Source organism: Flavobacterium soyae (genome assembly GCF_021245985.1).
Classification (GTDB): domain Bacteria; phylum Bacteroidota; class Bacteroidia; order Flavobacteriales; family Flavobacteriaceae; genus Flavobacterium; species Flavobacterium soyae.
The window spans coordinates 1-427 of the sequence record NZ_JAJQXA010000044.1; the positions used below are offsets into that span (position 1 = coordinate 1).

Genomic DNA, 427 nt, shown 5'->3' on the forward strand with positions numbered 1-427 from the left:
TACTTACTGCCCGATCAATGGATTGGAGCTCAGATCTTCATACCAATCTGTGGATATTACCCAGAGGTATTGAGCGCACGGGAGAAGAAGGCCCTCAGTCTATTAAATGGACATCTAAATATGGAAGTGTTATATCTGCAGTCTATGATATGGCAGCAACAGATGGGATGAATGAAAAAGGACTTGTTGCAAATTTGCTTTGGCTTGCAGAATCCAAATACCCACAATGGGACGGAAAAAAAGCCAAATTGTCTATGGCAGGATGGGTACAATACGTATTGGATAATTATGCTACAGTAAATGAAGCTGTAATTGCATTGCAAAAAGAGCCTTTTGTTCTTATGACAGGTTCAATGCCAGGAGAAGGTCCAAAAGCAACGCTTCATTTGTCCATCTCAGACCCGACAGGAGATAATGCAATATTTGA

General features: G+C 41.0%; 1 protein-coding gene. It reads left to right on the forward strand.

Annotated elements, in window-relative coordinates:
* Positions 1-17: 17 nt before the first annotated feature.
* A partial coding sequence (locus tag LUU93_RS21510; RefSeq protein ID WP_311202644.1) for a linear amide C-N hydrolase occupies positions 18-427 on the forward strand: 410 nt, incomplete at its 3' end.